This is a genomic window from Lentzea sp. NPDC059081 (genome assembly GCF_042738015.1).
Taxonomy (GTDB): Bacteria; Actinomycetota; Actinomycetes; order Mycobacteriales; family Pseudonocardiaceae; genus Lentzea.
On the sequence record NZ_JBHYGW010000012.1, the window covers coordinates 217850 to 241909 of the forward strand.

At 72.7% G+C, this 24060-nt stretch carries 17 protein-coding genes; 12 read left to right on the forward strand and 5 right to left on the reverse strand.

Translation table 11 applies throughout. The features are described from left to right. Positions 1-8: 8 nt before the first annotated feature. Positions 9-1247 carry an MFS transporter gene (locus tag ACFWV3_RS26155; RefSeq protein WP_382414614.1) on the reverse strand — a complete coding sequence of 413 codons (1239 nt, stop codon included), beginning with the start codon at positions 1245-1247 and terminating at the stop codon, positions 9-11. Between the two features lie 246 nt (positions 1248-1493). Between ACFWV3_RS26155 and ACFWV3_RS26160 the strand changes: the two genes are divergently transcribed. After that, positions 1494-4409 carry a tetratricopeptide repeat protein gene (locus ACFWV3_RS26160; RefSeq protein WP_382414616.1) on the forward strand — a complete coding sequence of 972 codons (2916 nt, stop codon included), beginning with the start codon at positions 1494-1496 and terminating at the stop codon, positions 4407-4409. A 128-nt stretch (positions 4410-4537) separates the two neighbouring features. Continuing rightward, a complete protein-coding gene (locus ACFWV3_RS26165) occupies positions 4538-5776 on the forward strand; it encodes an alpha/beta fold hydrolase (RefSeq protein WP_382414618.1) in 1239 nt (412 codons plus the stop codon). Between the two features lie 19 nt (positions 5777-5795). Here ACFWV3_RS26165 and ACFWV3_RS26170 read toward each other — a convergent pair whose 3' ends face one another. Continuing rightward, on the reverse strand, positions 5796-7106 hold the full coding sequence (locus ACFWV3_RS26170; RefSeq protein WP_382414620.1) for a hypothetical protein: 1311 nt from the start codon (positions 7104-7106) through the stop codon (positions 5796-5798). Positions 7107-7298: 192 nt separating this feature from the next. On the opposite strand from ACFWV3_RS26170, the gene ACFWV3_RS26175 reads away from it, so the two are divergent. The 5 genes from ACFWV3_RS26175 to ACFWV3_RS26195 all read left to right on the forward strand — a co-directional run bounded on the left by ACFWV3_RS26175 (position 7299) and on the right by ACFWV3_RS26195 (position 11499). Continuing rightward, entirely contained in the window at positions 7299-7445 is a 147-nt protein-coding gene (locus ACFWV3_RS26175; RefSeq protein WP_382414622.1) for a hypothetical protein, read from the forward strand. Positions 7446-7534: 89 nt separating this feature from the next. Further along, on the forward strand, positions 7535-9574 hold the full coding sequence (locus tag ACFWV3_RS26180; RefSeq protein ID WP_382414624.1) for an NAD(+) synthase: 2040 nt from the start codon (positions 7535-7537) through the stop codon (positions 9572-9574). Next, on the forward strand, positions 9571-10506 hold the full coding sequence (locus tag ACFWV3_RS26185; RefSeq protein WP_382414626.1) for an NAD(P)H-binding protein: 936 nt from the start codon (positions 9571-9573) through the stop codon (positions 10504-10506). The genes ACFWV3_RS26180 and ACFWV3_RS26185 overlap by 4 nt, the downstream gene beginning before the upstream one ends. A 34-nt stretch (positions 10507-10540) precedes the next feature. Continuing rightward, positions 10541-10990 carry an NUDIX domain-containing protein gene (locus tag ACFWV3_RS26190; protein WP_382414628.1) on the forward strand — a complete coding sequence of 150 codons (450 nt, stop codon included), beginning with the start codon at positions 10541-10543 and terminating at the stop codon, positions 10988-10990. Next, a complete protein-coding gene (locus ACFWV3_RS26195) occupies positions 10990-11499 on the forward strand; it encodes a hypothetical protein (RefSeq protein ID WP_382414630.1) in 510 nt (169 codons plus the stop codon). Before ACFWV3_RS26190 ends, ACFWV3_RS26195 begins: the two co-directional genes overlap by 1 nt. Before the next feature lie 6 nt (positions 11500-11505). On the opposite strand, the gene ACFWV3_RS26200 is transcribed toward ACFWV3_RS26195, so the two are convergent. Further along, a complete protein-coding gene (locus tag ACFWV3_RS26200) occupies positions 11506-13698 on the reverse strand; it encodes a peptidase domain-containing ABC transporter (protein ID WP_382414632.1) in 2193 nt (730 codons plus the stop codon). Between the two features lie 238 nt (positions 13699-13936). Between ACFWV3_RS26200 and ACFWV3_RS26205 the strand changes: the two genes are divergently transcribed. The 3 genes from ACFWV3_RS26205 (at position 13937) to ACFWV3_RS26215 (ending at position 17826) form a co-directional block, all read left to right on the forward strand. Continuing rightward, complete coding sequence (locus tag ACFWV3_RS26205) at positions 13937-14782, forward strand: phosphatidylinositol-specific phospholipase C/glycerophosphodiester phosphodiesterase family protein (RefSeq protein WP_382414634.1); 846 nt, start codon at positions 13937-13939, stop codon at positions 14780-14782. 80 nt (positions 14783-14862) lie between these two features. Continuing rightward, positions 14863-16425 (forward strand): hypothetical protein, encoded by a 1563-nt coding sequence (locus ACFWV3_RS26210; RefSeq protein ID WP_382414636.1) that lies wholly within the window; start codon positions 14863-14865, stop codon positions 16423-16425. A 180-nt stretch (positions 16426-16605) separates the two neighbouring features. Beyond that, complete coding sequence (locus tag ACFWV3_RS26215; RefSeq protein ID WP_382414638.1) at positions 16606-17826, forward strand: cellulose binding domain-containing protein; 1221 nt, start codon at positions 16606-16608, stop codon at positions 17824-17826. A gap of 15 nt (positions 17827-17841) precedes the next feature. Here the strand turns inward: ACFWV3_RS26215 and ACFWV3_RS26220 are convergent, their stop codons facing one another. Continuing rightward, positions 17842-18138, reverse strand: a complete 297-nt coding sequence (locus tag ACFWV3_RS26220; RefSeq protein WP_382414654.1) for a glycosyltransferase — start codon at positions 18136-18138, stop codon at positions 17842-17844. Between the two features lie 1004 nt (positions 18139-19142). On the opposite strand from ACFWV3_RS26220, the gene ACFWV3_RS26225 reads away from it, so the two are divergent. Next, entirely contained in the window at positions 19143-22145 is a 3003-nt protein-coding gene (locus ACFWV3_RS26225; RefSeq protein WP_382414640.1) for a BTAD domain-containing putative transcriptional regulator, read from the forward strand. Between the two features lie 17 nt (positions 22146-22162). Here ACFWV3_RS26225 and ACFWV3_RS26230 read toward each other — a convergent pair whose 3' ends face one another. Next, positions 22163-22315, reverse strand: coding sequence for a hypothetical protein (locus tag ACFWV3_RS26230; RefSeq protein ID WP_382414642.1), 153 nt, complete (start codon positions 22313-22315; stop codon positions 22163-22165). 608 nt (positions 22316-22923) lie between these two features. On the opposite strand from ACFWV3_RS26230, the gene ACFWV3_RS26235 reads away from it, so the two are divergent. Next, positions 22924-24000: a hypothetical protein gene (locus ACFWV3_RS26235; protein WP_382414644.1), complete on the forward strand. Its 1077-nt coding sequence runs from the start codon at positions 22924-22926 to the stop codon at positions 23998-24000. Positions 24001-24060 lie beyond the last annotated feature (60 nt).

A 24060-nucleotide genomic window follows, 5' to 3' on the forward strand; every position in this document is an offset into this window, starting at 1 on the left:
GACTGTTCCTATGTGGACGATCGGACGGCCCGCCGGGCGAGCAGGGGCCGGTAGGACGTCACGATCAGCACGGCGAGCACGCAGAACGCCGCCGCCATCCCCCACGGCGGCAGCACCGTGCCCGCGCTGATGCCGGCGGCCGAGATCAGCAGGCCGCCCTGGACGTCGAGCTTGAACACCGCCATGTAGCGGGTGCGCGCGTGGTCGGGAACGAGCTCGGCGAGCATCGCCTGCATCACCGGGATGTGCAGCAGCTCGCCGATCGTCAGCACCAGCACCGCGGCCATCAGCACGACCAGGTCCGCGCCGAGCGCGAGGACCACCGTGCCCGTCGTGAACAGGGCGATGCCCAGGTGGACGCGCGACCGGTCGGCGAGCCCGCGTGCCAGCCGTGCGGAGAACACCGCCAGCACCACGATCAGCAGCGTGTTCTCGGCGCGCAGCACGCCCAGCACCTCCACCCCGTTGAGGCGGACGTGCCACCCTCCGAGCGCGAGCCACTCGCGGCGCTCCGGGAACGCCTGCGCGAGGCGCACGCCGATGTAGCCGATGAGCTGGGTCTCCAGGCCCAGCCACAACGTCATGCCCGCGACGAGCCGCAGGAACAGGCGGTCCCGGAGCGCGCCGGCGTAGCCGCTCAGCAGCTCACCGAACGGCGGCCGGCCGCCCGCCGCGGGCATGGTCTCGGTGAGGTATCTCAGGCTCACCAGCGCGGCCACGCCCGCGACCGCGGCCGCGACGGTCAGCATCGCCGTGAAGTACCCGCTGTAGAGGAAGCTCGCGACCAGCGCGCCCACCGCGAGCGCGGCGTTCACCGTCCAGTACTGGAGGGTGTAGACGGCCTTGCGGTGCCCGGCCGGGGTGACGTCGACGATCATCGCCTCGTTCGCGGGCAGGGCGAAGTTCGCCACCGCGATGTTGAGCACGTAGAAGGCGAACACCGCCGCCGCGGAGCCCCACCACGGCGAACTGGCCGCCGCCATGCCCAGGAACGCGACCGCCGTGCCGGCCGTGCCCACGAGCAGCGGCCCGCGCCTGCCCCTGCCGTCCGCGACCGGCCCGCCGGCCAGGCTCGCGACCACCGCGAACACGACCGCCGCCCCGACCAGCAGCCCGGCCCGCGCCGCGCCGACCTCGTCCGCCAGGTAGATGGCCATGAGCGGGGTGATGATCGTGGTGAGGGTCCGCTCGACGAACGCCACGGTGATGCGCAGCCGGAGAGTCGGGTGCAGCTCGCCAAACCGCATTCCGCCCGTCCCCCCATCAGCGTGGGTGAACGCCGCACGGCTGGTGCCGTGCACGCCCGTTCCACCGCCGGCAAGCTGCCGCCCCTCGATGCTGTCCACCGAGGCTGGACGGCGACTGGTCGGCCTCTGGACCGGAAGTGCGTCGCGCCACGCAGATCGTCTGGATGGTGGCTGGAGCGGCTCTGGGCGGCGTGCCAGCATGGAACTTCGTTTGCGCCGCGACGAGCGGCATGATGGGGGTCGTGCGTGCTGGTCGTGCAGGTGCTGGGCCCCGTCCGGGCCTGGCGTGACGGCACCGCGCTGGCGCTCGGCCCCGCCGGCCGCAAAGCCCTCTTCGGCCTGCTCGTCCTCGCCGGTGGCAAACCGGTGACCCGCGCCGAGCTGGTCGACGCGCTGTGGGGAGAACGTCCGCCGCTGAGCGCGACCAACGTCATCCACACCCACGTCAAGCATTTGAGGCAGGTGCTCGAACCCGACCGCGGCGCCCGTGCGCCGAGCACGCTGCTGCCTGCCGTGGGCGACGGGTACGCGCTCACCCCGCCGCCGGACGGGGTGGACGTGGTCCGGTTCCGCTCGCTGGTCGCCCGCGCCGCCGCCGTGCCGCGCGACGACCCCCGGCGGGCCGCGGACCTGCTGGGCCAGGCCCTGGGGTTGTGGCACGGACGTCCGCTGGCCGACGTGCCGGCGCTCGACGCCCACCCCGCCGTCGTCACGCTGGCCGAGGAGCGGCGGGCGGCACTGGCCAGGCACGCCGAGGTGATGATCGCTCTCGGGGCACCGCGCGACGTGCTGCCCGCACTGGTCGAAGACGCCGCCGCGCACGCGCTCGACGAGGCCATGCACGCGCTGCTCATCCGGGCCCACACCGCGGCCGGTCAGCGCGACCAGGCGTTCGGCACCTACAACCTGGTGCGGCGACAGCTCGCGGAGGAGCTGGGCGTCAGCCCCGGACCCGACCTGACCGCCGCGTACCTCGACGCGCTCGAGGAGACACCCGCGGACGTCGTCGCCGCACCGGCGGAGTCCCGGCCCGCGCCGCCCGGCGTGAACCAGCTGCCGGGAGACGTGTTCGGCTTCACCGGCCGGCAGGCGGAGCTCGCCGAGCTCGGCCGGGTGCTGGGCGCCGAGCGGACCGGCGTGCCCATCGTCGTCGTGTGCGGCACGGCCGGCGTGGGCAAGACGGCGCTCGTGCTGCACTGCGCCCACCGCATCCGGCAGGACTTCCCCGACGGGCAGCTGTACGTCGACCTGCGCGGCTACGACCCGCGGTCACCGGTGACCGCGGAGGACGCCCTGAGCCGCCTGCTCGACGGCCTCGGTGTCACCGGGGCGGAGGTCCCGGTCGATCCCGACCAGCGGGCCGCGCGGTACCGCGCCGCACTCGCCGACCGGCGGATGCTGATCGTGCTCGACAACGCGTCGTCGGTGGACCAGGTGCGGCCGCTGCTGCCCGGCACGCCGGGCTGCCTGGTGCTGGTGACCAGCCGCAACAGCCTGGCGGGCCTGGTCGCGCTGCACGGAGCCCACCGGCTCGACGTGGACCTGCTGCCGGCGCCGGACTCGACGGCGCTGCTGCGCACGCTGATCGGCGAGCGGGTGCGCCGGGAACCCGCCGCCGCGGCGGAGCTGGCCGCGCAGTGCGGCCGGTTGCCGCTCGCGCTGCGGGTCGCCGCCGAGCTGGCCGCGTCCCGGCCGGACAGCGCGCTGGCCGAGCTGACCGGCGAGCTGGCCGACCGGCGCCGCCGGTTGCACGTGCTCGACGCCGGCGACGACGTCCGCGCCGCCGTGCGGACCGTCTTCTCGTGGTCGTACCTCCAGCTACCGCCGCCGGTCGCGAAGGCGTTCCGGCGACTGGGCCTGCACGCGGGACCGGACGTGACGCCGTTCGCGCTCGCCGCTCTCACCGGGAGCGACCAGGACTCCGCGCGCCGGACCCTGGAGGTGCTGGCCCGCAACCACCTCGTGCAGCCGGCACCGGCCGGCAGGTTCGTCGTCCACGACCTCCTGCGCGCCTACGCCGAGGAACTGGCCCGCGAGCACGACCCGGCGCCGGAGCGGTCCGCCGCCACCGAACGGCTGCTCGCGCGCCACCTGGCCACCGCGTCGGCGGCGATGGACCTGCTCTACCCGGCCGACCGCCCCTACCGGCCCGACGTCGCCGTGACGCCGCCGCTGGAGTTCCCCGCCGCCGACGCCGCGCGCGCCTGGCTCGACGCCGAACGGTCCACGCTCGTCGCCCTGTGCCGGTTCGCCGAGCGGGACGACCGGCCCGGCTACGCGGTCGACCTGGCGAACACGCTGTTCCGGTACCTGGAGAGCGGCCACTACGCGGACGCGTCGACCATCCACGAGTGCGCGTTGCGCGCCGCCCGGCGGGCCGGCGAGGACGGCCTGCTCGCCGCGGCACTGACCAACCTCGGCGCGCTGCGCCGCCTCCTCGGCGACTACGACCAGGCGGCCAGGCACCTGCGCGAGGCGGTGGAGCTGCATCGGCGGACCGGCGACGACTACGGCGCGGCGCGGGCGTCGTCGAACCTCGGCATCGTCCAGGAACGGCTCGGGGAGCACGACGAAGCGGCGTCACTGCACCTGGAGGCGCTGGCCCTGCACCAGCGGCTGGGCAGCCGGTACGGCGAGGCGGCGGCGCTGCTCAACCTCGGCAACGCGTACAGCCGCCCCGGGCACCACGCCGACGCCGTCGAGTACCTGGAACGCGCGCTGGACCTGTTCCGCCGCCTCGACGACGCGGTCGGCCAGGCCAGCGCCCTGTCCAACCTCGGTGACGTCTGCGCGAGCCTGCGGCGCTACCCGGACGCGGTCCGCCACCTCTCCGAGGCGCAGGAGATGTTCCAGCGCCTCGACCACAGCTACGGCGTGGCGTCGGCGCTGAGCAACCTGGGCACCGTCCACACCCGGCTCGGCGACTGGGCCGAGGCGCACCGCTGCTACACGTCCGCCCTGGAGATGTTCCGGGACATCGGCCACCGGTACGGGGAGGCCAACGTCCTCAACGGACTCGGCGAGATCCTGCGGACCGCCGGCCGGCTGGACGAGGCCCGCGACGCGCACACCAGCGCCCTGCGGATCGCCACCGAGACCGGCGACCAGGACGAGCGGGACCGCGCCCGGGCAGGTCTGGAAGTCGCCCACCAGCACGCCTGAGGACGAGTCCGCCGCGTCGGTCCAGCCGTCGTCCAGCCGCGGCGCACCCACGTCCACTCGCCGTCCAGCCGCGGCTGGGAACTTCGGCACTCCTGGGGCGAGTGCCGTGTGCGGAGAGGGCGTGGTGGGTGTCGGGGGAACGGGAGCCGGTGCGCTACGAGTTCGAGGACTACTCCCTTGACCCGGCACGACTGGAGCTGCGCCGGGGCGGCGAGCGGCTGCACGTGGAGCCGCAGGTGTTCCGGGTGCTGCTGCACCTGCTCCGGCACCGCGATCGGGTGGTGCCCAGGACCGAGCTGCTGGACAGCGTGTGGGGCGACCGGTTCGTGAGCGACTCGGCGCTGGCGTCCCGCGTGAAGGCCGCCCGGCGCGCGGTCGGCGACAACGGGACGTCCCAGCGCGTCATCCGCACGATGTTCGGCCGCGGGTACCAACTGGTGGCCCCGGTGCGCGAGGTGCGCGGCGCCACCGGCGTGCCACCGAGCAGACCCGTCGTGTGGCCGCAGCAGGGAGTCCGGTTCTGCACCGCGCGGGACGGCGTCCGGCTGGCCTACGCGATGAACGGGTCCGGACCGGTGCTCGTCCAGGCCGCGCGCGGCATGACGAGCCTGGACCACGGGGCTCAGGGGCACTGGCTGCTGCGACTGTCCGAACGGCACACGCTGGTCCGCTACGACGCGCGGGGCTGCGGGCTGTCCGATCGGGACGTCGACCGCTTCGGCCTCGACGACTGGGTCGACGACCTGCTGGCGGTCGTCGACGCGCTCGGCCTCGAACGGTTCCCGCTGCTCGGCGTGTCCGAGGGCGCCGCGGTCGCCGTCGCGTTCGCCGCCCGCCACCCGGACCGGGTCGACAGCCTGGTCCTGCACGGAGCGTGCGCGCGGGGACGGATGGCCAGGGCCACGACCCAGCGGGAGAAGGAGCTGGCGGCGTTCGACCTCGACCTCGCCCGGATGGGCTGGGAGCACGACGATCCCGGGATCCGCCAGGTCTTCACGGCCAGGATGCTGCCGAAGGCGAGCCGGGAGGAGTGGGAGCAGTTCGACGAGGCCCGCCGGCTGGCCGTCTCGCCGGAGACCGCCGTCCGCATCGTCACCCTGTTCGCCCACGTGGACATCCGTGCGGCGGCCAGGGCCGTGCGGTGCCCCGTGCTGGCCGTGCACGCCAGGGACGACCGCGCGGTGCCGTTGGCCGCGGGGCTCGAACTGGCGAACCTGGTGCCGGGGAGCACCTTCGTCGCGCTGCCCGGCGACAACCACCTCCTGGCGGACGTCGACCCGGCCTGGCCGATGTTCGCGGGCGAGCTCCGCGCGTTCCTCGGGGAGGCGGGGCGCGGGCCGCGGGACGGCACGCCGCCGGTCGGCTGACCAGGACCCGGTCACGGCGTCAGGCGAACTTCGCCCGCGGCGGCGCGGTGGCGGGATCGGCGACCACGTCGATGACGAGCCGCCCGCGGTCCGCCCAGGCGCGGGCGGCGGGCCACGACCGCAGTGCCGCCAGGGCTTCGCCGGCGCAGTCGATGCCCGAGTCGTCCGGCCGGTAGCGGCACTGGAGACGCAGCACGCCCTCTGTTTCGCTGAGCGACGCGTGGACGTGAGGCTGCGCCAGGTCGTTGACCGTCACCCCGCTCAGCGTCGAGCGGAAGTCGGCACGGCACACCCCCGGCCGGTCGAAGGCGTCGTACAGGACCTGCGACGGGACGAGCACCGTCGTCGTCCCGTCGACGGAGGCGACGACCGAGGTCTCGACGCGGCCGATCCTGCGCAGCCCGCCGACGTGGCCGGGGTGGCACGCGGAGGTGTCCTCGAGCACCTCGACGAGGTCGCCGGTCAGGTACTTGACGACCGGCTGGGCGATCCCGAACGGGTAGAGCTCCGTCACGGCCAGCCTCGCCGTGCCGGCGGTGACCAGCTCGGGGGAGTCGAGGGCGACGGCCTGCGCCACCAGCTGCGGGTCGAACTCCAGGTACCCGCAGTGCGGGCACACCAGCGCCTTCCCGCGGCACTCCGAGACGGAGAAGCTGTCGAGCACCGGGCACCGCCAGTACTCGCCCAGCCAGGCGAGGCGGCTGCGGCCGGGGTAGCCGCCGAAGAGCCCGACGACCCCGATCGCGAAGTCGGAGACCGGGATCCCGTTGTCGACGAGGTACCGGGTGAAGGCGTGGACGCCGACGACACCGCCCGACAGCATCGACACCCGCGAGGCGACCCCAGGAGCGGTGAACCTCCTGCGGAGCATGTGGACCGTGCGCTCGGCGTGCTCGTCGTCCACCACGGTTCCCGGCACCAGCACGGCGCCCGACGTGTCGGCCCCGCCCACTCCGTGCCACGTGGACAGGAAGTCCAGCCGCAGCGGCCTCGGCCCGCCTGCCGGCGCAGCTCCGGCGGCGGCCTGGGCGAACGCGCCGACGAGGGTCCGCTCGCGGGCGGTGAAGTACCGGGTCATGGCCGATCCGGTCGAGCCGGACGAGAAACCGACACCGACGATCTCGTCCCCGTCGTCGAGCATCGGCGAGATGTCCTCGCTCAGGTGGCGCTTCTCCGTCGGCGGCAGAGCGGCGAGCAGCTCCCACGGGTCCAGAGCGCCGGAGGTGTCGCGGTGCCGCGCCCAGTGCTCCCGGTAGAACGGGTGCCGCGCGGCGTGCGCCAGCGTCGGCCCCAGCTGGCGATCCCTGAACCCACCTGATCTCGTCGTCATCACCCGTGAGCGAACCAGCGCCGGCGGGACGGCCCATGGAGATCTCGTGGAGATCCGTGGAGCCGAGAGGGACCCGGATGGTCCACGAATCGAGTCGGGAACCGTTGCCCCGCAAGGAGTTAGCGTGCAGAAGCCAGTACCGCCGCACTGGTGACGCGCACCAGTGCCAACGAATGGAGAGGAGCCGACATCGTGGACGACAAGTCGCTCGACACCGGCGCGATCCAGTCCTACACCGCCGACACGACCGAGGCCGTCGGCCGGATGAGCGCCCTGCAGGAGGTGCCGGCCGAACTGCTGCGCGAGGTCGGCGGCGCGCTCGGCGAGGCGATCAACTAGATCGGGGCGAACGCGCGGGGAGGGCCGGCGGCTGCACGCGGCGGTCCTCCCCTTCCGTCGTACTCGCGTCGAACGGGGAGCCGAACCACATGGGACGCAACGAACCAGATCTCGCCGGCCTCGACCTCGGCTACCTGCGCGTGGCCGCGGTGTCGCCGTCGGTGCGGGTGGCCGACGTCGCCCACAACACGCGCGCCACCGTCGAGGCGCTGGAGCGGCTCGCCGCTCACGGCTGCCGGCTCGCCGTGTTCCCCGAGCTCGGGCTCACCGGCTACACGTGCGCCGACCTGTTCCACCAGGAGGTGCTGGCCGACGCCGCGGAGCAGGGGCTGCGCGAGGTGCTGCGGGCGAGCAGGCGGCTGGGCGTCGCGGCGGTCGTCGGTCTCCCGGTCAGGCTGGACGGACGCCTCTACAACTGCGCCGCACTCGTGTCCGGCGGCCGGCTCGTCGGCGTGGTGCCCAAGGTCTGCCTGCCCACCGCGGGGGAGTACCACGAGCAGCGCTGGTTCACCTCCGGCGTGCTGCGGACGCGGGACGAGGTGGAGCTCGCGGGCGACCAGGCGCCGTTCGGCGAGGACCTGGTGTTCCCGGCCCGCAACCTGCCGGGGTGCGCGATCGGCGTCGAGATCTGCGAGGACCTGTGGACACCGCAGCCGGCGAGCGGCCGGTTGGCGCTCGGCGGCGCGACGGTCCTGGTCAACCCCTCGGCGAGCAACGACCTGGCCGGCAAGTCCCGCCGCCGCCGTGACCTGGTCCGCGAGCAGGCCGCGCGGTGTGCCGCCGCCTACGTCTACGCCGCCGCCGGTCCTGGCGAGTCCTCGACCGACACCGTGTTCGGCGGCCACTCGATGATCGTCGAGAACGGCGTCACCCTGGCCGAGTCGCGCCGGTTCGGGTTCGAGACCGAGCAGATCGTGACCGACGTCGACCTCCAGCACCTGGGTGGGGAGCGGGCGCGGAGATCCGGGTTCTCCTCCTCGACCGGCGGGCCGCTGCGCAGGGTCGAGTTCCACCTTCCGCGGCCGGACGCCGACGGCCCCGATCCCGGTGCGCTCAGACCGGTGCCGACCCGGACGCCGTTCGTCCCGGAGGACCCCGACGACCGGGCCGAGCACTGCTGCGAGGCGTTCACGATCCAGACCACAGCGCTGTGCACGCGGCTGCGGCACCTGGCCGCGCCGCGACCCGGCCGCGGCGGCCCGGTGGTGAGCATCGGCCTGTCCGGTGGCCTCGACTCGACCCTGGCCCTGCTGGTCGCGGTGAGGTCCTTCGACCGGCTGGGCGCCGACCGGCGGGGCATCGTCGCGGTCACGATGCCGGGACCGGGCACGACCGGCAGGACGCGGGGCAACGCCGAGGCGCTGGCCGCACTCCTGGGCGTCACGTGCGAGGTGATCCCGATCGAGGAGTCGACCGGACACCACCTCGACGCGATCGGGCACTCCGGGCGGCACGACGCGACGTTCCAGAACGCGCAGGCGCGGGAGCGGACCCGGATCCTGATGGACGTCGCCGGTCTGCACGGTGGGTTCAACCTCGGCACCGGAGACCTCACCGAGCTGGCGCTGGGCTACTGCACCTTCAACGGCGACCAGATGTCGATGTACCACGTCAACGCCGGAGTGCCCAAGACGTTGGTGCGGCAGCTGGTGCAGTGGTGTGCGGACACCCTGTTCGACGAGGACACCGCGGCGGTGCTGCGCGACATCTGTGCCACGCCGAGCACCGCGGAACTGTTGCCGCCCAACGAGGACGGACGATCCTCGCAGCACACGGAGGAAATCGTCGGCCCCGACGAGCTCCAGGACTTCTTCCTGTTCCACACGGTGCGCTCCGGGTTCTCCCCGACGAAGGTGTTCCGGCTCGCGCAGCGGGCGTTCGACGGCCGATACGCACCCGAGCAGGTCCTCAAATGGCTGGGGATCTTCTACTACGCCTTCTTCGCCAACCAGTTCAAGCGGTCCGCGATGCCCGACGGACCGAAGGTCACGGTGGTCGGGCTGTCCCCGAGAGCCGACTGGCGCATGCCGAGCGACGCGGTCTCGACGCTGTGGCTGCGCGAGGTCGCGGACCTGCGAGCGTTGTCCGCCCGACAGGGCGTCGACGACGCCACCCGGGTGGCGGTGTGACCGTGGGAAACGGGCGGACGTTGCTGGTGGCGGGAGCGAACGGGCGTCTCGGGCGCCGGGTGGTCGAACTGCTGCGGGCCGGCGGGACGGACCAGGTCGTGGCCACGACGCGCTCACCGGAGCGGGCGGCGGACCTGCTGCGCGGCGGCGTCGAGGTCCGCTACGCCGACTTCGACGTGCCCGACTCCCTGGAGCGCGCGTTCACCGGTGTCGATCGCCTGCTGCTCATCAGCACCGGCTCCGATCCGACCCGCCGCCGCCGGCTCGCGCGGCACCGGGCGGTGATCGAGGCGGCGCAACGCCGCGGCGTCGCGCACGTGGTCTACACGTCGATCAGCTCGCCACGGCCGACGCCGGAGCCGTCGCTGTACGACGACCACTGGCAGACCGAGCAGTGCCTCGCGGACAGCGCGCTCGACTGGACCGTGTTGCGCAACAACCTCTACGCGGACCAGTTCTTCGACACCCTTCCCGTGGCGCTCGTGTTCGGGAAGCTGACCACCATCGCCCCGGCCGCACCGGTCGGCTACGTCCTGCGGGACGACTGCGCGCGAGCCGCCGCGGCGGCGCTGTCGGCCGAGACCGGCGGGCGCCGGGTCCTCGACATCACCGGCGGCACGGCGATCGACCGGCAGACCATCGCGACCGTCGCGGGTGAGCTGTGCGGCCGGGAGGTCGCCGCCGTGGTGACGGAACCGGTGGTGCTGCGGCGAAACCTGCTCGGGCTGGGCCTGTGGGAGCACGTCGCCGACGCCCTGGTCGACATCGAGCTGGCGGTCGCCGACGGCCGGCACGCGGTCGTGAGCACCGACTTCGAGGACCTGACCGGACAGCGGCCCCGAGCTGTGCTCGACGCACTCCACGAGAACCTGCCGACGCTCCTCGCCGACTGCGCGTCGTTGCGGCGCCGCACGATCCCCGCCGGGCCGTGACGTGCTGACCTTCGGCGAGCGAGGAGATCGCCTCGTGCGCCTGGAACGCGTCGACCGGGACGCCGATGCCGAGCGCTCCGGGCGGATCACGCTCGCGCTCGTCCTGCTGGGTGTTCCCGGCGGCCTGGTGCTCGTGCGCAACCGCCGGCGCGACTGCTGGGAGCTGCCGGGTGGCCTGCGGGACGCGGGGGAGTCGCCGGCCGGGTGCGCGGCCCGCGAGTTGTGGGAGGAGACGGGAATCGCTGCCGTCGCCGTGCGCCTCGTCGCGGTGATGACACTGGACCTCCAGCCTTCACCCCGCACTCCGTTGCGCCGCAGGGAACGCGGCGCGATCTTCCGTGCCGAGCACCCCGCGGCGCCCGTCGCGTTCGAGTCACCGGAGATCTCGGCCGTGATCGCGCGGCCCGCCGACCGCCTGCCCGCGCGCACGGGGGAGCTGGACAGGCACCTGGTCCGCGAGCTGTGGCCCGGCGCGGAGCGGTGATGCTGGAGCTCGACGCCCTGGTGCCCACGCAGTCCGGTTTCCGCCTGCCGCTGGCGACGCGGCGGGCGATGACGGAGCACGTGCGCGGCGGTGGTGACTTCCGCGAGGTGCGGTCGCCCTCCGGCCGGCCCGCCCCGATCGTCGTCGACCGGTTTCCCGACGGGCGTCAGTTCGTGCGGGACGGGCAGCACCGGGTGACGGCGGTCCGCCTCGGGCGCGAGGAACCCCGGCTGTGGACGGGGGAGTACCGGATCTGCGACATGACCTATCCGATGTACACGACCGCGGACGTGGCCGACTCCTGGTTCACCCCGTTCGACCCGCGCACGGAGGTCCGGCTCCCCGACGTCGCCGAGTTCAAGGCCGGGGTCGCCGCCCTGCTCGCCGAGGGCAGGGATCCGCACCCGTTCATCCGGTCGAACCGGTGGCGCTACTGCCGGGCTCGCCGGCCGACCGACACGTTCGAGTCGCTCGCCCGCCGGTGGCTGGTTCCCGACACCGAGGGGTGACGCCGGTCAGGCGCTCACCTCGTCGACGGGTTCGGTCGTGCCGAGCCGCCCACGCCGCAGCGGCAGGGTGCGCTCGGCCATCCGCAGCGTCTCCTGGCGGTGGGCGACCAGGATCTTGATCATGGGCAACGCCCGCAGGTTCTCGAACACCCGCCCCTCGTTGAGCGGGTCGAGGTTGCTGGTCGCCTCGTCGAGGACCAGGACGTCCGGCCGTTTGTAGAGCGCCCTGGCCAGCAGGATCCGCTGGCGCTGGCCACCGGACAGCGTCGAGCCCATGTCGCCGCACGGGGTGTCGAAACCCAGCGGCATCCGCTCGACGTCCTCCGCGATGCACGCGATCTCGGCGCACCGCCGCATGTGCGCGAGGTCCGGTGCGGAGTCCGCGAAGCAGATGTTCTCCTTGATCGTGCCGCCGACCAGCTGGTCGTCCTGCATGACCGCGCCGAGCCGGCCGCGGTACCACCGCCGGTCCTCGTCGGCCAGCTCCGCGCCGTTGACGACGATCCGGCCGTGGGTGGGCGTCAGGAGCCCGACCAGCACGCGGATGAGCGTACTCTTGCCGGCACCGGAGCTGCCGCAGATCGCCAGCGTCTCGCCCTGCTCGACCCGGAACGAGCACGCCACCAGGACCGGGCTGTCGAGCGGGGAGTAGCGGAAGCCGAGGTCGCGCAGTTCCAGCGACTCGATCCGGCCGCGACCGTGCGCGCGGCCCTGGTCCGGCTCCGGCTTCGCGCACAGGACGTCCGCCAGCTGGTCGAGGTGCGGTCGCAGCAACGACACCTCGGCCAGCTTGTCGACCAGCGCGTACGACCGGCTCTGGAACAGGACCTTGAAGCCGTAGAACGAGAAGAGCATGCCGAGGCTCCACTGCCCGCTGATCACCACGGCGGCGCCGAAGCCGATCGAGGCGATGTTCTCCACGCCGGCGATCAGGACCTTGGCGGAGGTGCCGAGCGCGACCAGGCGCTGCACCCGCGCCTCGCGGTTGGACGACTTGACGAGGTGGTTCGACCACGCGGACAACCGGAACGGCTCGGCCACGAACATCTTGACGGCCTGGATGCCCTTGATGGTCTCGTGCAGGTACGCCTGCTGGCCGATGTTGTGCTGGAGCAGCTCGGTCTCGGCGTCGAGTTGCCGGAGCGCGACCTGACGCCGCACGACGGCGTACAGCACGAACGCGCCGGCGGGAACGAGCGCGAGACGCGCGTCGTAGACGAACAGGATGACGACGGTGATCAACCCCATCGCACCGTCCACGATGGACTCGATGGCCGCGACCGACAGCCTGGTCTGGATCTCCCGGACGCTGCGGAACCGGGAGATGACGTCGCTGACGTACCGCGCCTGGAAGAACGACATCGGCAACGTCAGCAGCGTCGCGTAGGCACGGGCCAGCCAGTGCTCGGTGAAGCGCAGCCCCAACCGGCTGAGCAGGAGCGACCGCGCCAGGGCGAGCACCCCGTGCGCCACGACGACCGCGCCGAAACCGGCCGCGAGCACCGGCAGCACGCCCGCGTCCCCGACGCGGACCACCCGGTCGATCACCGTCTGCAGGTACAACGGGGCGACCAGCGCCGCGGCTTCGACGAGACACGCGGCGAGGAAGACGGCCAGCATGACCCCGCGGATGGCCCGCAACGGCGCCAGCAGCGCGCGGAACCCGAACCTGGTCTGCGCCGGGAGCGGCTGCCAGGACGCCGGTGCCCGCAGCTCCAGCGCGACCCCGGTGAAGTGCTTCGAGACCTCCGCGAGCGGCATCCGGCGCGGTCCGGCCGCGGGGTCGACGACGTGCGCGTACCGGCGGTCGGCGGACTCCAGGACCACGAAGTGGTTCATGTCCCAGTGCAGGACGCACGGCACCGCGAGCTGCCGCAGCTGGTCGAGCTCGGCCTTGACGGCGCGCGGCGCCATGTCCAGCGCGGACCCCATCGCCACCAGGTCCGCGACGGTGGTGCCGCGCACCGAGATCGGGAACCTCTCCCGGAGCCCCTGGAGCGTGACCTCGGTGCCGTGCCACCGCAGCACCATCGTCAAGCAGGCCAGACCGCAGTCGGTCGCCTCGGTCTGGTGCACGACGGGAACCCCGTGCCGTGGCCGGAACAGGGTCCGCAGGAACCGGTGGCGCGGCTCGCCGAGGTGCCACTCGGCTCGGTGCCGCACCGCCTCGGGGCGGAACAGGTTCTGGAGCGAGATCATCGAGGAGACACGGGGCGGGCGCCGCACGGCGCGGCGTTCTCGGAACGCACCAGCATCGGCATTCGGTTCCTCCTCGATCCGACGCGCGTCCTGGACGCCGGTTTTCGGAGCATATGGACGGGCGCCGAACCGCATGTGAAGAAGGATTGGAGGTCTCGTGAACCACGCCCCGGGGTTCACCCCGGGTTCCGCTCCGTGCTCTACCGTGGCGGCGCCCTGACTTCGGAGGTGCGAAACCGTGCGTCGCTCCCTGCTGCTCGTGCTCGCCGTTCTCGGCCTGGTCGCCGGTGCGGCACCCGCCACCGCCGCGCCGGACCACGACCGCGTCCGCCCGCTCGCCCGTGCTCACGCGCACAACGACTACGAACACGCCCGCCCGCTCTTCGACGCGCTGGCCGAGGGTTTCACCAGCGTGGAGGCCGACATCTACCTCGTCGGCGACGAGCTGCTCGTCGCGCACGACCCGGAGGACCTCGACCCGTCGCGCACGTTGCGGTCGCTGTACCTGGAACCCCTGCGGGACCGGGTCCTGCGCGGCCACGGCGTCTATCCCGGCTTCCGGGACTTCCAGCTCCTGATCGACATCAAGACCGAGGGCGAGTCGACCTACGCCGCGCTGGACGCGCTCCTGCGCAGCCCGAGGTACGCGTTCCTGTGGACCAGGTTTTCGTTCGGGCGGGTGTGGCGTGGTCCGGTGACCGCGGTCGTGTCCGGGAACCGGCCGCGCGCCACGATGGAGGCGCAGCGCACGAGGGTCGCCTTCTACGACGGCCGGATCGCCGGCACGACCGACCTCGGACCGGGCTCGGACGCGCGACTGACCCCGCTGGTGTCCGACAACTGGACCAAGCTGTTCTCGTGGACCGGCGCCGGTCCGATGCCCGCGGACGAGCGGGCCGAGCTGCGGACGCTCGTGCGGACCGCGCACCGGACCGCGCACCGGGCCGGGCAGCGGGTGCGGTTCTGGGCGACCCCGGACGCGCCGGGGCCCGAGCGGGACTCGGTCTGGCGGGAGCTCGTCGCGGCCGACGTCGACCACATCAACACGGACGACCTGGAAGGCCTGGCCGACTTCCTGCGCTGAGTGCCGGCGGGGCCGTGCCGCGGCGGTGGTTCCTTCTCCGGCGGCGTTGGGAAAGGATGACCACCGGGGGTGGTGTGGCGATGGGGGAGGACGCGTTCACCGCGGCGGAGGTCGCGGCCGCCGCGGTCGCGAAGTGGGACGCGATGCGGCAGGAGGCCGGACGAGCCGGCGACGAGAGGTTCCAGAGCTGGTACTTCACGACCGTCTCGGGGTACGGCGATCCGGACACCTTCGCGTTCGTGACGTTCGAGGCGGCGGCGGATCTGACGGCACGGGGACGCGCCGCCGACGCGTTCCTGCTGCTGGGCTGGCTCGGCGAGCACATCGGGCGCGAACCCGGCGGTGAGGTCGTGGCGCGCACCGTGATGGCGTTGACCGACACGTGCCTCACCTGGGCGGTCGACCTGGAGACCAACGCGCATGCGGTGCGGGTGTTGCGCGTCGTGGTCGACGCGGTCCGTGCACCGGACGACGTGCGGGTGGAGCGCGCGGTGTGCCGTGCGTTGTCGAGTCTCGGCCAGCTGAGCAGCCGGCACGCCGCGGTGGACCGCGCCGCGATCGAGGAGCTCGCCTCGCTGTGGCGCGAGCTCGCGGGACGGTGCCGCGGCGCCGCGGACCCCGAACTGCGCGGGTGGTGCGCGCACGGGATGGGCAACGAGGCGCTCGTGCTGCTCCAGGCCGACCGCGAACCCGCGGCGCGCCGGCTGTTCGCCGCGATCGTCGAGGAGTTCGCGGCGGACCCACCCGGTTCGTCCGAGGACGTGGACGTGTGGCTCCTGCGGGCCCGGCACGCCGCCGGGGTGCTGGACCGGTTCCACCTCGGTGAGCCGCAGCTGAAGCTCGACTACCTCGAACGGCAACGGCACTGGGACCGGCGGCGGCGGTTCTCCTGGCGGGGGTTCGTGCCCTGGCTGCGGGCGGGCGCGCCGCGCAACCAGATGCGAGGGCTGGTCCGCCGCGCCAGGGCCGAGCACCGCAAGTCCGCGGACGCGGTGCGGAGCTGGCTGTGCTCCGGCGAGCCGTTCGTGGTGCTGCTGCGCAACTTCGAGCTGACCGAACGGTCCGGGACGACGTCGTTCCCGCGGGACCGCGACGACCCGGCCGACCACGTCCAGGTGATCAACCTCAGCGGTGCCGGGCCCGTGTTGCGGGAGCTCTCCGTCTCGGTACCGCTGGTCCTGGTGGCCAGCACGACCGCCGCCGAGCTGGAGCTGGGCCACGACTGGGGCCAGTTCACCGCGCCGGTCAGGCTCTACCTGCCGGACGAGACGTGGTTCGACACCGTCTCGACGTTGCTCTCGGTCGCCGACCAGGTCGTCGTCTGGGCGGCGGAGCTGACGCCGGGACTGACGCGGGAGCTGGACTTCCTCGTCTCCGAGCGGCGGACCGAGGACACGCTCGTGGTGCTGGACGGTGTGGCGGACCCCCTGTCGCAGGTGTTCCTGCCCCGCACGGGCGGCGAACGGCTCACGGCGGACCACCCGGTGCTCGCGCCGTTCCCGCACGTCGTCGGCGCGGCGGAGCTCGCGGGCAGGCGCATGGCCGAGTGCGCACCGCTCGTCCGGGTCCTGCACCGCCTCGACCGCGCCCAGGAGGCGCCGCTGGACCAGCGGCTCGCCGACATCAGTGCCCGGCTGGCCTGACCCGGCACGCGCCTTGCTCGGCACGTCGCGAGACACGCCTGCCCTGATCGGGTGAAACCGGAATTTTTAGCAGGACACATCTCTTGACGGGCGTACCGCTATGAGCACACAGTCCGAGGGCTGACTGGGAGCGCTCCCAGCCGATCGCCGCCGCTGTCGATCCCGAGCGAGGAGATCATTGTGTTCACGACGGTTCCCCGTGTCCGGCTCGCCGTGGCGCTCGCCGCCGCGGTGACCACAGCGTCGACCGCGGCCGGCCCGGTCGCGGCGGCGGCGCCGTCCGCCACCGGATGCCGGGTCGACTACGCGATCAGTTCGCGGTGGCCAGGCGGGTTCGGCGCGGCCGTGACGGTCACGAACCTCGGCAGTCCGGTCACCGGCTGGCAGGTGGCGTGGACGTTCGCCGGTGACGAGCGGATCACCCAGCTGTGGAACGGTTCCGCGGCCCAGTCGGGCGCGCGGGTGTCGGTGACCAACGCGTCGTGGAACGGCGCCGTCGCCACCGGGGGGACGGTGTCCTTCGGCTTCAACGCCACCTCCGGCACCACCCCGGCCGTTCCGTCGGCGTTCACGCTCAACGGCGCGGCCTGCACCGGCTCGCCGACGGATCCGCCGACGGGAGGCGGTGCCCTGGTGGACAACAACTTCCCGGTCAGCCGGGAGGCCGCCTACGGCGACAACCGCTACACCGTGTTCCGCCCGGCGAACCCGCAAGCCGTGGGAGTGCCGATGCCGGTGCTGGTGTTCGGGAACGGCGCCTGCGCGCACACGGACAACAGCGAGGTCACCAGGGCGCTGACGTTCATCGCGTCGAAGGGTGTCGTCGTGGTGGACACCGGTTCGGCGGACGGGTCGGCCAACGGTGTGCCGAGCGGCTCTCCGATCCCGTCGCTGCTGACCGGCGCGATCACGTGGGCCGAGCGGGAGCAGAACCGGTCGGGGGCACCGCTGTCCCAGCGGCTCGACCTGACGAAGGTCGCCGCCGCCGGCCACTCCTGCGGCGGGATCGAGGCCCTGATCGCCGCGCAGGACAGCCGGGTGTCCGCCGTGGTGTCGCTGGACAGCGGTCTGTTCGCCGACGGTTCCTTCGGGTACTCCCGCGCCGAGCTCGCCCGGCTCCACTCGCCGGCCCTGTTCATGGCCGGAGGGCCCTCCGACGTCGCCTACGACAACACGCGGGCCAACTACGACCTGGTCACCGTTCCGGCCGTGCTCGCCATGCACCCCCAGGCCGGGCACGTCGGCTTCATCACCGGCAGCCAGATGACCGACGGCATGACCACGGTCGTCCAGTTCCTCGACATGGTGCTCAACGGCAACGCGACGGCCCGCTCCTACGTCCTGGATCCGTCCGGGCTCGCGTCCAAGTACCCGTGGACGGTCTCCAAGAAAAACTTCTGACCGGGTCGTGAATGTCTACGGGCCCGCCGGTCCGGCACCACGGACCGACGGGCCCGCGAGGCTGTCGAGCAGCAGACGTGCCGCCGTCCTCGCTCGGTCGGTGGTCGCGCCGATCCCTCGGGCGGACACCCGCCCCGCCCAGTACGGGTTGTCGCCCACCTGGATCGGCACGGCCACCTGCGGCACGCCCGCCCCGGCTGCCGTCTGCACGGTGCCCGCGCCGCCGTGGTGGACCACCGCCGCCAGCTCGCCGAACAGCCGCTGGTGGTTGACGTCGCCGACGGCGAAGCAGTCGTCCTGGCCGTCGACCAGGTCGGCGGCGAGCTTCCACCGCGTCGCTGCTGCCGACGGTCTGCTGGTCGAAACGCACTGATTCGGCCCGCCGGTTCGGCGCCTGTTGGATGTCGCGGTACCACGTCCTCGCCGGTGTTCACCACGTCAGTACGCGCGTGCGCATTCTCGACACCGCCGCGTACCCCGACACATGACTGAATGGCACAGGCCGTCGGAAATCTCCTGACGGTACGAGCAGCACCACAACCAGCACCGCACCCACGGATCACTCGCCGCCACGGCACCCTTGCGAGTCGCGTATCGGACGAGGTACGGCTGCCGTGACGTGAGCAGCACCGGAGCGCCGGTCCCGCTGACCCCGGCGGAACAAGACCGTCACCGTCATCGGCACGTACTTAGGCACATGTTGCCGATGCGACGGCCGGTGTCGCCACTGAATCATCAGTGGCGAGAAGACAGAGCTTTCGGGAAAGTATCGGTGCGCTTGATGCTTTGCGTGGCGAGGATGGTTTGTGGTATGCGGCCGATCTTTGGTCGCGGTCGCGCCGGTGGTGATGAACCGACAATTCCGACATTGGACGACGGAGACCGCTCGCCTGTTCGCCCGGTTGTCCCTGTGCGTGTTCGGCTGTTGGGGAAAGCTTCTGCTCAGCGCAGGTGTGCAGGAGTCCTAAGGGATGCTCGGGTCCTAATGAGACGCAATTCAGGGTGCGTGCGAATAGTGGAAATCGACGCTAATGTGGAGTTGATGTTCGATGAGGCGTGACCGTCCGGAAGTGTGCCGTTACGACAGGGTTGCATATCGCTGATAGGCTGAATGGAGGTGTTCCGGATTCAGGTCAAAACACGCTGATTGCTGTGTCCCGAGAACGCGGGACGAGCTGATGCCGGATGGTGTGGTCCGGCGTCTTCGCAGTAGCTGCGCCACGGCGTGCCCGCCGCCGGGCCGAGTGCGCCGTAAGAGTCTGGAGCATGCACCGTTGTCACATTCTGACCCACAGCTGCGGTTCACCATTCTGGGGTTGCTCGAGTGCTGGGCGGGGACGACGCGGATAAGACTCGGTGGCCCGGTGCACGAGCGGGTGCTCGTGAGTCTGCTGCTCGAACCGGGACAGGTGCTGTCGATCCCGCGCCTGGTCGAGGCGGTCTGGGACGATTCCCCGCCCGCGACCGCGGGGCACCAGGTCCGCAAGGCCGTCGCGAAACTGCGCCAGGTGATCCCCGGCGGTGCACGGCTGATCACCACCGAGGGTTCGGGGTACCGGGCGGTCACCGGCTGGGTCGATCTCGACCTCGACCGGTTCCTGACCCTGCTCGGCCAGGCGCGCGAGACCGCTGCCGCGGGTGCGACCGCCGACACCGAAGCCTTGTTGCGGCAGGCGCTCGCACTCTGGCGCGGGCCCGTTCTGTCCGGTGACGGCGGCCGGCTGATCGACGCCGCGTCCGCCGCGCTGGAAGAGCGCCGGCTCGCCGCCGTCGAGCAGCTGATGGACCTGCGGCTGGGCAACGGCGAGGCCTCCGAGCTCGTCGGCGACCTCCTCGAACTGGTCGCCGCGCACCCGCTGCGGGAGACCCTGCACTTCCAGTTGATGCTCGCCCTGTTCCGGTCCGGCCGGCAGGCCGATGCGCTGGAGGCTTACCGCACCGTGCGCCGCCTGCTGGCCGACGAACTCGGGATCGACCCGGACGTCCGGCTGACCGAGCTCCGAGACGCGATCCTGCGCAACGACCCGTCGCTGAGCGTGCCGCAGCAGGTCCAGGCCCCTGTGGAGCTGGTGTCCGAGAGCGGTGCGTCCACCTGCACGCTGCCCTACGACCTGCGGGACTTCACCGGTCGTGAGCGCGAGATGTACGACCTGCTCGGCTACGCGCGCGAGGCGGGTGGACGCATCGTGGCGATCGACGGCATGGGCGGCATCGGCAAGACCTCCCTGGCCGTGCACGCCGCGTACCTGCTCGCCGAGCAGTACCCCGACGGGCAGCTGTACGTGGACCTGGGCAGCTTCACGCAGCAGCCGCCGATGAGCGTCGACTCCGTCGCCGAGACGCTGCTGCGGCAGCTGGGCGTGGCGGGCGACCGGATCCCCGGCGACGCTCACGGCAAGATCGCCGAGTGGCGGGCGATCGCCGCCCAGCGACGGTTGCTGCTCCTGCTCGACAGTGCCGGCAGCGCCGCGCAGGTGCGTCCCCTGCTGCCGCCGGGTGCGAACTCGATGATGTTGGTCACGAGCCGGGTGCGGCTGGTCGACCTGGACGGCGCGCACTGGATCTCGCTGGGGACGATGTCCTCGTCGGCCAGCCTCGCGATGCTGGCCGACACGCTGGGGGAGAAGCGGGTGGACGCCGAGCCGGAGGCCGCCGCCGCGCTGGCGGAACTGTGCGGGCACCTGCCGCTGGCGTTGCGGATCGCCGCGGCACGGCTGCACAACCGGCCACGCTGGACGATCGCCTACCTGGTCGAACGGCTCGGCAACGAGTCGCGCCGGCTCGACGAGCTGCGGTCGGGCGAACGCAGCGTCGAGCTGACCCTGAAGCTGTCCTACCTGGGCCTCACCCCGAAGCATCGTGCCGCCCTGCGGCTGCTCGCCCTGCACCCCGGGCACAACAACATCGAGGCCCGCTCGGCGGCGGCCCTGCTCGGCACCGGTGTCGAGGAGTCCGAGGAGATCATGGAGCACCTGCTCGACGTGCACCTGATCCAGCAGCACGAGCTCAGCTACTACGCCTTCCACGACCTGGTCCGCAGCTTCGCGCGGCGGCTCGGCCGCCAGCAGGCCGACCCCGAGGACGACGGGGAGGGTGACCACGGCCGGCTGGGGGACGAGGCGGCGGTCTCCCGCCTGCTCGGCTACTACGTGCTGGCCACCAACCTGGCCTGCGACCTCGCGTTCCCCGGCCGGGTGGCGCTCGAGCCCGAGCTGCAGGACTACCGCCCGAGCCTGCCGCCGCTGCGGGACGCGGACCAGGCGCGGAAGTGGCTGGCCAGGGAGCAGGACGCGCTGCGCAACGCGGTGGTGCTCGCGTACCGGATGGACCTGCACCGCCACACCGCGGAGCTGGCCCGCAACGCCGTCTTCCAGCTCGACGCCAAGGGCCGGTTCGAGGAGTACCGGGAGATCGCCGGGATCGCCGTCGCGGCTTCGCGCCGGCTCGGCCACGACGCCCTGCTGCGGGTGAGCCTGTCCAACCTGGCCATCGCGGACTGGAAGCTCGGGCGCTTCTACGACGGGATCACCGCGGCGACCGAGGGTCTCGAGCTCGCCGTGCGGCTCGGCGACCGGCGTGGCGAGGCCAAGGACACCGGCGTGCTCGGTGCGCTGCTGGGCGCGCTGGGCCGGTTCGACGAGGCGTTGGCGCGGCTGCGGCATTCCATCTCACTCAAGCGGGAGCTGGGCGCCAGCCGGACGGAGGCGGAGTCGCTCACCAACCTCAGCACGCTCTACGAGCAGTGGGGTCACTTCGAGGAGGCCGCCGCGGCGGCGCGGCGCGCGCTGGAGCTCAACCGGGAGCTCGGGGCCAGGGACAACGAGCTGGTGTCCCTGGCGGACCTCGCGACCGCCCACCTCGGACTGAACCAGGACGAGGAAGCCCAGCGGTACCTCGACCAGGCTCTGGAGCTGCTCGACGACGCCTCACCCGCCGCGGACCGCGCCCTGGTGCTCGCGCTGTCCGCCAAAGCGGCCCACCGCCGGGGCGACCGCGACCGCTTCACGGCCCTGTTCGCCAGGGCGGTCACCCTCGGCCGGACCAGCAGGACGCCCATCCGGCAGGCCAGGGTGGAGAACATCCTCGGCAGCCTGGAACTGGACGACGGTCGCGGCGAGGCCGCTCTGCAATGGCACACCAACGCGCACCGGATCGCCTCCGAAACGAACTACCAGGTCGAGAAGGCCCGTGCGCTCCAGGGCCTCGCGCAGGCCTGCGAGGCGGTCGGGGACGTGAGCGCCGCGGCCGAGCGCCGGAGGCAGGCCGACGAGCTCTTCGACGAGCTCGGGATCGGCGTGCCGTTCCGGCGCTCCAGCTGACAACGTTGTCCAGGGGCTCAGTTGTTGGGCCCTTCGCCGCCACTGACCGGACCGCCCAGCACGGCGGAGGTGGCCCCACCGGCCTCGGCCGTCGTGGCTGACGCGGAAGGGGTCTGGACGCCGAGGGCGGCGATCAGCACGAGGACGAGAACGGTCAGTTTCTGGCACATCGGGGAACTCCGCTCACTCGGGCAGGAACCGTGTCGAACTCCATGCTGGCCCACGTCGTTCCCAGGCTGTTACGGCCTCGATACCGGTACGCCGACCGGCTGAACGCCCGCGCCCGCGACGGAGTGTTCGGCGTCATCCCCTGCTGGACCACGCCGGAAAGCGCGGCAGAATGATCGGGCCCGAACGGGTACGGATGGGGATCCGATGGGTAACGCGCCCGGGAAGACTGTGCCCGGGCGCACCAGTTCGACCCGGCAGAGGAGAGGCACCGGTGGCGCAGCGGATCACCCCGGCCACAGCCGGACCGCGCCGTCGACGCCCTCCACGGCCGTCGGCGAGGACCGCCGGACCGCCGCGCGAGCGCGATCCGCTCCGCCGCCGCACGACCGGGACGACGAGGTGCGTCGCTGCCGGACCGGGTCTCCTGGTCCGAGGTGGTGGTTCGGCCGAATCACCACATGGGGGCGGTGCGCGCGTCACGGGTCGCGGGGCTTGGCCGGACCGGCTCGGGGTGCCCTGGCGGAGTCCGGGCGGCGAGCGGGCCCGAGGCGCGGCACCAGAAGCTGATGTTGGAGGAGTCGTGGCTGGGTTTGGCCAGCGAAGTCAGATGACCCGCGGTGGTGCCGCGGGTTCCGGTGCCGAGGCGATGTGGCCGATCCGCGTTCTCGCGGTCCAGCCGAGTCCCGGGTTCGTCCTCAAGGCGGTGAAGGAGGGGTTCGACGTCTGGGCGGTCGTCGACCCCGGCCGCTACGACGAGGACGGGCTCGGGGTGCTCGGTTCGGCCGCCAGGGCGGTGCTGGCCGTCGACCTCGGCGACCAGGCGGCGCTCGACGCGCTCGTGGTCAGGACGGTCCGCCGCAACCGGATCGACCACGTGCTGTGCCGCTGCGGCCGGTCGCACGGCCTGCGCCGGCCGTCGGCGCTGATGCCGGGACCGTCCGCCGCCGTCGGGGTGCTCGACAGGGTGAGTTCGACGCGCGACCGGTACCGGCGCGCGGAGGGCGGCTCCGACCTCGACGCGGCGATGTCGGACTTCGGGTTCTTCGCCCTGCGCGACGTCGAGCAGCGGCCGCGTCCGACCGGTCCGGGTCCCGACGTGCCGGCCTTCGTGGTCACCACGCTGACCTTCGAGGGCATGCACCAGGTCGTCGGCGTCACCACGACGTCGCCCGAGCACCTGCTGCACCCGGCGGAGCTGCCCTCACGGCAGGAGGCGGCCGTCCTGGCCGCGGCCACGTCGCTGCTCGACTTCGCCGGGTACGAGCGGGGACCGGCGCACGTGACCGTCGTGCTGACGGAGGACGGTCCGCGCGTCGAGTCGGCGCACACCTGGTTCGAGCCGGGCGGGTTGTTGTCGCTGCTGGAGTTCTGCACGGGCCTCGACCTCGAGACGGAGCTGGTCCGGATGCTCACCGACGGACCGGTGCTGAAGCCGGTGGTCGCCCGGTCCGCGGCGGTGCGGTTCCTGCGACCGGGGCCGGGCCGGCTCGAGTCCGTCGCCGGGCTGGCCGAGGCGAGCACCGCGCCCGGCGTGGCCGAGGTGTGCTTCCCGCACGAGCCGGGAGACGTGCTGACCGCGCGCGACGCGGGCTTCGTCCTGGCCTGGGGAGCGTCGCCGGCCGAGGCGCGCGCTCGCGTTCTCGAGGCCTGCGCCGGGGTGCGGCTGACCGTGGAGTCCGTCTGATCGTCGACCCGGTGTCCCGGCCTGCATTCCCCGGGGGGGGAAGCCCTAAGGTGGACCGGC